At 57.8% G+C, this 5,566-nt stretch carries 8 protein-coding genes; all 8 read right to left on the bottom strand.

Annotated elements, in window-relative coordinates; translation table 11 throughout:
• Positions 1–626: Fe2+-enterobactin ABC transporter substrate-binding protein (gene fepB / locus H7A81_RS25330; protein ID WP_255479047.1), on the bottom strand; the 626-nt coding region annotated here is incomplete at its 3' end.
• Between the two features lie 306 nt (positions 627–932).
• A complete protein-coding gene (locus H7A81_RS25325; RefSeq protein ID WP_182059103.1) occupies positions 933–1,868 on the bottom strand; it encodes an ABC transporter substrate-binding protein in 936 nt (311 codons plus the stop codon).
• A gap of 9 nt (positions 1,869–1,877) precedes the next feature.
• Positions 1,878–2,612 carry an ABC transporter permease gene (locus H7A81_RS25320; RefSeq protein ID WP_160867084.1) on the bottom strand — a complete coding sequence of 245 codons (735 nt, stop codon included), beginning with the start codon at positions 2,610–2,612 and terminating at the stop codon, positions 1,878–1,880.
• Positions 2,596–3,309: an ABC transporter ATP-binding protein gene (locus H7A81_RS25315; protein ID WP_182059102.1), complete on the bottom strand. Its 714-nt coding sequence runs from the start codon at positions 3,307–3,309 to the stop codon at positions 2,596–2,598. Before H7A81_RS25315 ends, H7A81_RS25320 begins: the two co-directional genes overlap by 17 nt.
• Complete coding sequence (locus H7A81_RS25310; RefSeq protein ID WP_182059101.1) at positions 3,306–4,271, bottom strand: HesA/MoeB/ThiF family protein; 966 nt, start codon at positions 4,269–4,271, stop codon at positions 3,306–3,308. Before H7A81_RS25310 ends, H7A81_RS25315 begins: the two co-directional genes overlap by 4 nt.
• A 9-nt stretch (positions 4,272–4,280) precedes the next feature.
• Positions 4,281–5,039, bottom strand: coding sequence for a thiazole synthase (locus H7A81_RS25305; RefSeq protein WP_160867081.1), 759 nt, complete (start codon positions 5,037–5,039; stop codon positions 4,281–4,283).
• A gap of 3 nt (positions 5,040–5,042) precedes the next feature.
• Positions 5,043–5,240 carry a sulfur carrier protein ThiS gene (gene thiS / locus H7A81_RS25300; protein WP_034830370.1) on the bottom strand — a complete coding sequence of 66 codons (198 nt, stop codon included), beginning with the start codon at positions 5,238–5,240 and terminating at the stop codon, positions 5,043–5,045.
• A partial coding sequence (locus tag H7A81_RS25295; protein ID WP_182059100.1) for an FAD-dependent oxidoreductase occupies positions 5,224–5,566 on the bottom strand: 343 nt, incomplete at its 5' end. The genes H7A81_RS25295 and thiS, both read right to left, overlap by 17 nt.

Below are 5,566 nucleotides of genomic sequence, written 5' to 3'. Positions count from 1 at the left end.
GTCCACACATTCATGCCGCGCCCATCTTCGTAATAGACAATCGCCGAGGTGGGCTGTGGCGGCAGGGTAATTTTGCTGCGCAGTGTCTCGACGCGTTGGTCAAACTTAGCAATCACCTGTTTCGCCTCCGCTTCGTGACCGGTGATATTGCCAAGCTGCAACGCCAGCGCCTGCCAGCTCTTATCGCCGTAATCAACCACCAGCACGGGCGCGATGGTTTTCAGCTGATCGTAGAGTTTCAGCGCAGAGTCCCCACCGGTCGCCGCGATAACGATCAGGTCTGGTGCCTCCGCGGCTATCGCTTCCGCGTTAGGCTGGGAAACATAGAGCGGCTTGACGTGACGTGCTTTGGCGACCTCCCCCCACTGGGTAAAGAAGCCCTGGGCATCGGACACACTGCTGTTGCGGCTGGTGGCGCCAGACCCAATCAGCGGCGCGTTAATCGCCAGTAAGGTGCCGCTCAACGTCACGCTGGTGGAGACAATGCGCTGCGGTGGCTGCTGTAAGGTGAACGGGCCTTGCGGAGTGGGTATGGTGCGAGGCCAGCTGGCTGAATCTTCAGCGGCGGTAGCCTGGTTAAACACGGAAATGAGGCAGAAGAGTAAAGCCAGAACGGGCAGACGCATCAGGTTATCCATCACTTGATAATTGAGAATGGATATCATTATCAAAATAAAGATGGGGTGCAAGAGGATTTGGTGGCCAGGGCCGAGGAAGGTTGCCGAGGAGTGGTTGAGGGTTGGTGATTGGTGAAATTTGATGCTGGAGCGCGGATGAAGATTGAGTGGTCATGCCGAATGGGCTAGTGGTTGCGTTCTGCGTTCTGCGTTCTGCGTTCTGCGTTCTGCGTTCTGCGTTCTGCAGGTTAGAGCATAAAGGATGGAAGGTGAAAGTGTGTTGCGGGCCAGCGAATTAGCCAGCCCGCACACCGGTTACTGCTCCAAAGAATAACGTGTCATCGGCGCCACATCTTTGATCAGCCCGTTGGCTTTCATATATTCACCAAACGCCTGATACCTTGCTTTATCAAAGGTGGCGCTGTGCCCATCAAACAGCGGCAATGTCGCTTCCCATGCCTGATGATTGAGTTTGGTGTTCAGCTCAGGATACTGCTTAATAAACGCCTTCCAGGCTTCTTCCGGATGCGCACGCAACCACACCACACCCGCGTCCAGACCGCGTAAGAATGCCGGAATACGCTTGTCCTGGGCGGCGCTCTTGTTGTTCGCCAGAATGATCAGCTCATCATAAGCGGGCACACCATAATCTTCGGGTTTAAACACTACCGGCTTCGCGCCCTTATCCTGCAAATCGATCAGCTCGTAATTGCGGAAAATGGTCATCGCGCCATCGATTTTGTGCGTCAGCAGCGCCGAAGTGGAATCCATATTTAGGCTAATTAATTTCACCGAATTGACATCCACGCCCTGCGATTTCAGCATATTGCGGATCGCCACATCTTCCGATCCTGGCACCGCGTAACCCAGCGTTTTACCCGCTAAATCTTTAAGTGAATGGATATCGCTGGACACGGTGGTCAGCGTATTCAGCGGCTGACCAATCAGCGTGCCGACACGCATCACCGGAACGTCCTTCTCCACCAGCGTGTAAAGCTGTGGCTGATAGCTGATTGCCAGATCGGCCTTGCCTGCCGCCAGCAGCAGCGGCACCGACGCCGAATCAGCCGGGGCGATCATCTCGACATCCAGCCCTTCCTTCTTGAAAGCGCCGCTGTACTGCGCGGCAAAAATGGCTGCATGGTTGGGGTTTACAAACCAGTCGAGCAGCAAGCGGACCTTCTGTTCGGCGTGTGCGCTGGTGGTTGCCAGCAGCAGCAAAGCGGTAATCGCGGTACGTATGGTGTTCAAGGGACGTCCTTATGTTGAGTGCCAGAGGAATTTTTTACGCAGCAACGCGACGCCGCCGGAGAGCAGCAGCGCCAGCATCAATAACAACAATAAAGCAGCAAAACTGGTGGCGGTTTCCAGGCGGGCGTTGGATTGCATCATCAGATAGCCCAGCCCTTCGCTGGCACCGACCCATTCGCCAATCACCACCCCAATCGGGGCCAGCACCACCGCCATCTGCAAACCGGAAAAGAACTGCGGGAGCGCTGCGGGCCAGCGCACGTGCCAAAAAATCCGCGCACGTGAAGGATTCAGCGTACCCGCCAGTTCCAGCCAGCCGGAGGGCGTACGGCACAGGCCATCAAATAGCGACAGACACAGCGGGAAGAAAACGATTAACGCCGCGACTACCACCTTGGAGGCGATGCCAAATCCCAGCCACAACACCAGCAGTGGCGCCAGCGCAAACACCGGAATCGCCTGGCTGGCGGTCACGAGCGGAAACAGCACGCGACGCAGCGTCTGGCTGCCTGCCATCAGGACCGCCAGCGTCACGCCCGTCCCAACGCCCAGCAGCAACGCCAGCACAATCTCTGCCAGGGTAAACAACGCGTGATGCGCCAGCAGCTGGCGATGCAGCCATAATGCCTCCAACACCGCCAGTGGCGAAGGCAGCAAAAAGTCAGGCACGCCATGGTGCCGCGCCAGCAGCCAGCCACACAGCAGCACCGCGATCAGATAGATCGCGCTAAACAGTTTTTTCATCTTGATTCAGTCGGGAAAAGAGTTCGCCCTGCGCCTGTAGCAGGCGAGGATCATCAAGGGATCGGGGAGCATCACCCGCAGGCACCGGCCAGCTTTCAACCGCTAACGGCTGGCCATGCAACAGCACGATGTCATCGGCCATACGGCAGGCTTCGAGCGGATCGTGCGTAACCAGCAGCACCGTTTTGCCCTTGAGCAGCGTGGCAGTCAGGGTTTGCAGACTGAGTTTGGTCATCACATCCAGCGTGGCGAAGGGCTCATCCATCAGCACCACTTCGCGTTGGGCATACAGTGTACGTGCCAGTGCCACACGCTGCCGCATCCCGCCTGAAAGCTTATCCGGTGAGGCTTGCGCCACCTCACTCAGCTTCACCTGCTCAAGCAGCGCCAACGCACGCGCGCGGTCCGGTTTTTCACCGTTGAGCCGAGCGGAAAGCATCACGTTTTCCAGCACCGTCAGCCACGGATACAACAGATCCTGTTGCCCCATCCACGCCACGTTGCCCGGCAACCCGCTGATATCGCCCTGTTGCGGCTGCAGCAAACCCGCCACCAGCCGCAATAAGGTGCTTTTCCCAATGCCGCTGCGCCCTAATAGCACCGTGGTTTTACCGCCGCGCAGTTGCAGATTGAGTTGCTGGCACAGCGCCTGTTCGCCCCAGCTAAAGGTGATGTCATTAAATCCGATCGGATTCATAGTCGCTTTGCCGCCAACATTGCCAGACGGGTAAACCCTCGCGCTTCCAACACCGAGGCCGCCTGCGCCGCGCGAATGCCGCTGGCACATACCAGCACGATGCGCCGATCCTGCGGCGGCTGCCAATCGACTATGGCGTGCGGCAGAATGCGTTCGACGATGTTCGCTACGCTGACGGGGGCTTCTTCCACCGCGCGCAACTCGACAATGTAATCATCTTTCGTCAGCAGTTGCTCATCGATAAAGGGCACGCTGTTTTCTGGCTCTTCCGCGCCGTCAAAACGAAATGCGCGCATATGCCAGTTGATGAAGTCACAGTTGATCACACTGCCGAGGGGTGAAGGTTGCAGATCCAACAGCACGCTGAGTGCCATCTGAGCCTGCATTGCACCCAAAGTCGCCACTGCCGGTCCCATCACGCCTGCGGTGTTGCAGTTGGCTGCGGAGGCGGGTAAGCGTGGAAACAGTGCCCGATAGCTCGGCGCGCTGCCGCAGAAGCCACCGACGTAGCCCTGACGACCTAATACTGATGCACTGATCAAAGGAATCTGCGTTGCCAGACAGGCGTCGGAGAGTTGATAGGTCACCGCGAAGTTATCAGCGGCATCAATCACCAGATCGATATCCGTGAGGAGGTGCGGCAGATCGCTGGCGCCGATAGCCCGTGGCACCACCTCTATCTGCACCTCGGGATTACGTTGCAACAGCGCCTGTTGCGCACGTGCTGCCTTACTGTGACCGATGTCCTGCATCGTAAACAGCGTCTGGCGATGAAGATTGTGTAAGGCCACTTCATCGTCGTCACACAGGCGGATAAAACCGACGCCTGCGCCAACCAGCTGCGGCAACAACGTGGCACCCAATCCGCCCGCCCCCACCACCAGGACGCGCGCATCCGCCAGCTTTTGCTGACCTTCGACACCGATTTCCGGCAGCATCATCTGCCGTTGATAGCGATCCATGGTGGCTCCTTAACTCAAACTCGCCAGACCGAAGATCGGTGTTGAAGCTGCCGCCATATCGCGCTTCTCCATCAAACCAGCACTGCGTGCGGCCTGCCCCGCTTCAATCGCCAGACGGAAACCGTTCGCCATGCCAACCGGATCGCCGGCTTTCGCCACGGCGGTATTGAGCAGGATGCCATCGAAGCCCATCTCCATCGCCTGTGCGGCCTGTGATGGCGCACCGATGCCTGCATCAATTATCAACGGGATGTCGCTGAACCATGCCCGCATCGCGCGTAATCCTTCAATGTTGCGCAGGCCCTGCCCGGAGCCGATGGGTGCGCCCCACGGCATCAGCAGTTCACAACCGGCTTCCAGCAGCTTCTCACCGACGATCAAATCTTCGGTGGTGTACGGGAAGACCTGAAAACCATCCGCACACAGGATGCGTGCCGCTTCAACCAGCGCAAAAGGATCGGGTTGGAGCGTGTCGGCATGACCAATTACCTCCAGTTTGATCCACGAGGTATTAAACAGCTCGCGCGCCATCTGCGCGGTGGTCACCGCCTCTTTCACCGTGTGGCAGCCTGCGGTATTCGGTAGCACGCGAATGTCCAGCCCGGTCAGCAGCTCGCGAAAAGCCGCACCCGCCGCGCCTTCACGACGCAAACTGACGGTGATGATTTCCGTGCCAGAGGCGGCAATGGCCTGTTGCAGAATCGCCGGTGATGGATAGCCCGCGGTGCCAAGCAGAAAACGTGACTGGGGAGTGAAATCGTAAAACATGTTTCAACCTCCCTGCATCGGGGACAAGACTTCCAACTGACAGCCCTCTTCCAGCTGCTGGCTGCTGTACTGACTTTTAGGCACAAAGTTGCCGTTGAAAGCGCTGGCAACGCAGGCGGCATCAATTTGCTGCTCGATCAGCAATTCGCTGAGCGTGCTGGCCTCAGTGCGAATCGCACGGCCGTTAAGCTGAATATTCATAGGATTGTTCCCCGAAAAGGCGCTGCATCAGTTGTTCTGCCATCATTGGCGCCAGCAGAAAACCGTGGCGATACATGCCGTTAAGATAGTAAGTGTCGTTTTGATAATGGATTTCCGGCAGGTTGGCCGGATAAGCAGGACGTAAACCGCTGCCGCTTTCCACCACGCGGGCTTCGGCAAGAGCAGGATGAATGGCGTATGCCGCGCTGAGCAGTTCCATCAAGGCGCGTGCGCTGATCGCGCTGTCATCGTCACTTTCCACCATCGTGGCACCCAGCATGAAATGGCCGTTACTGCGCGGCACCAGATAGCACGGAAAGCGCGGA

Origin of the sequence: Pantoea sp. ME81 (assembly GCF_903970985.1) — a bacterium.
Lineage (GTDB): Bacteria > Pseudomonadota > Gammaproteobacteria > Enterobacterales > Enterobacteriaceae > Pantoea > Pantoea communis.
Note: the sequence above shows the minus strand (reverse complement) of the source record. Positions and strands in the feature narration are given on the sequence as shown.

Coding starts and splice junctions, on each gene's coding strand:
- H7A81_RS25305 (WP_160867081.1), bottom strand. CDS start 5,039: ATGTTTTACGATTTCACTCCCCAGTCACGTTTTCTGCTTGGCACCGCG.
- H7A81_RS25320 (WP_160867084.1), bottom strand. CDS start 2,612: ATGAAAAAACTGTTTAGCGCGATCTATCTGATCGCGGTGCTGCTGTGT.
- thiS (WP_034830370.1), bottom strand. CDS start 5,240: ATGAATATTCAGCTTAACGGCCGTGCGATTCGCACTGAGGCCAGCACG.
- H7A81_RS25310 (WP_182059101.1), bottom strand. CDS start 4,271: ATGGATCGCTATCAACGGCAGATGATGCTGCCGGAAATCGGTGTCGAA.
- H7A81_RS25315 (WP_182059102.1), bottom strand. CDS start 3,309: ATGAATCCGATCGGATTTAATGACATCACCTTTAGCTGGGGCGAACAG.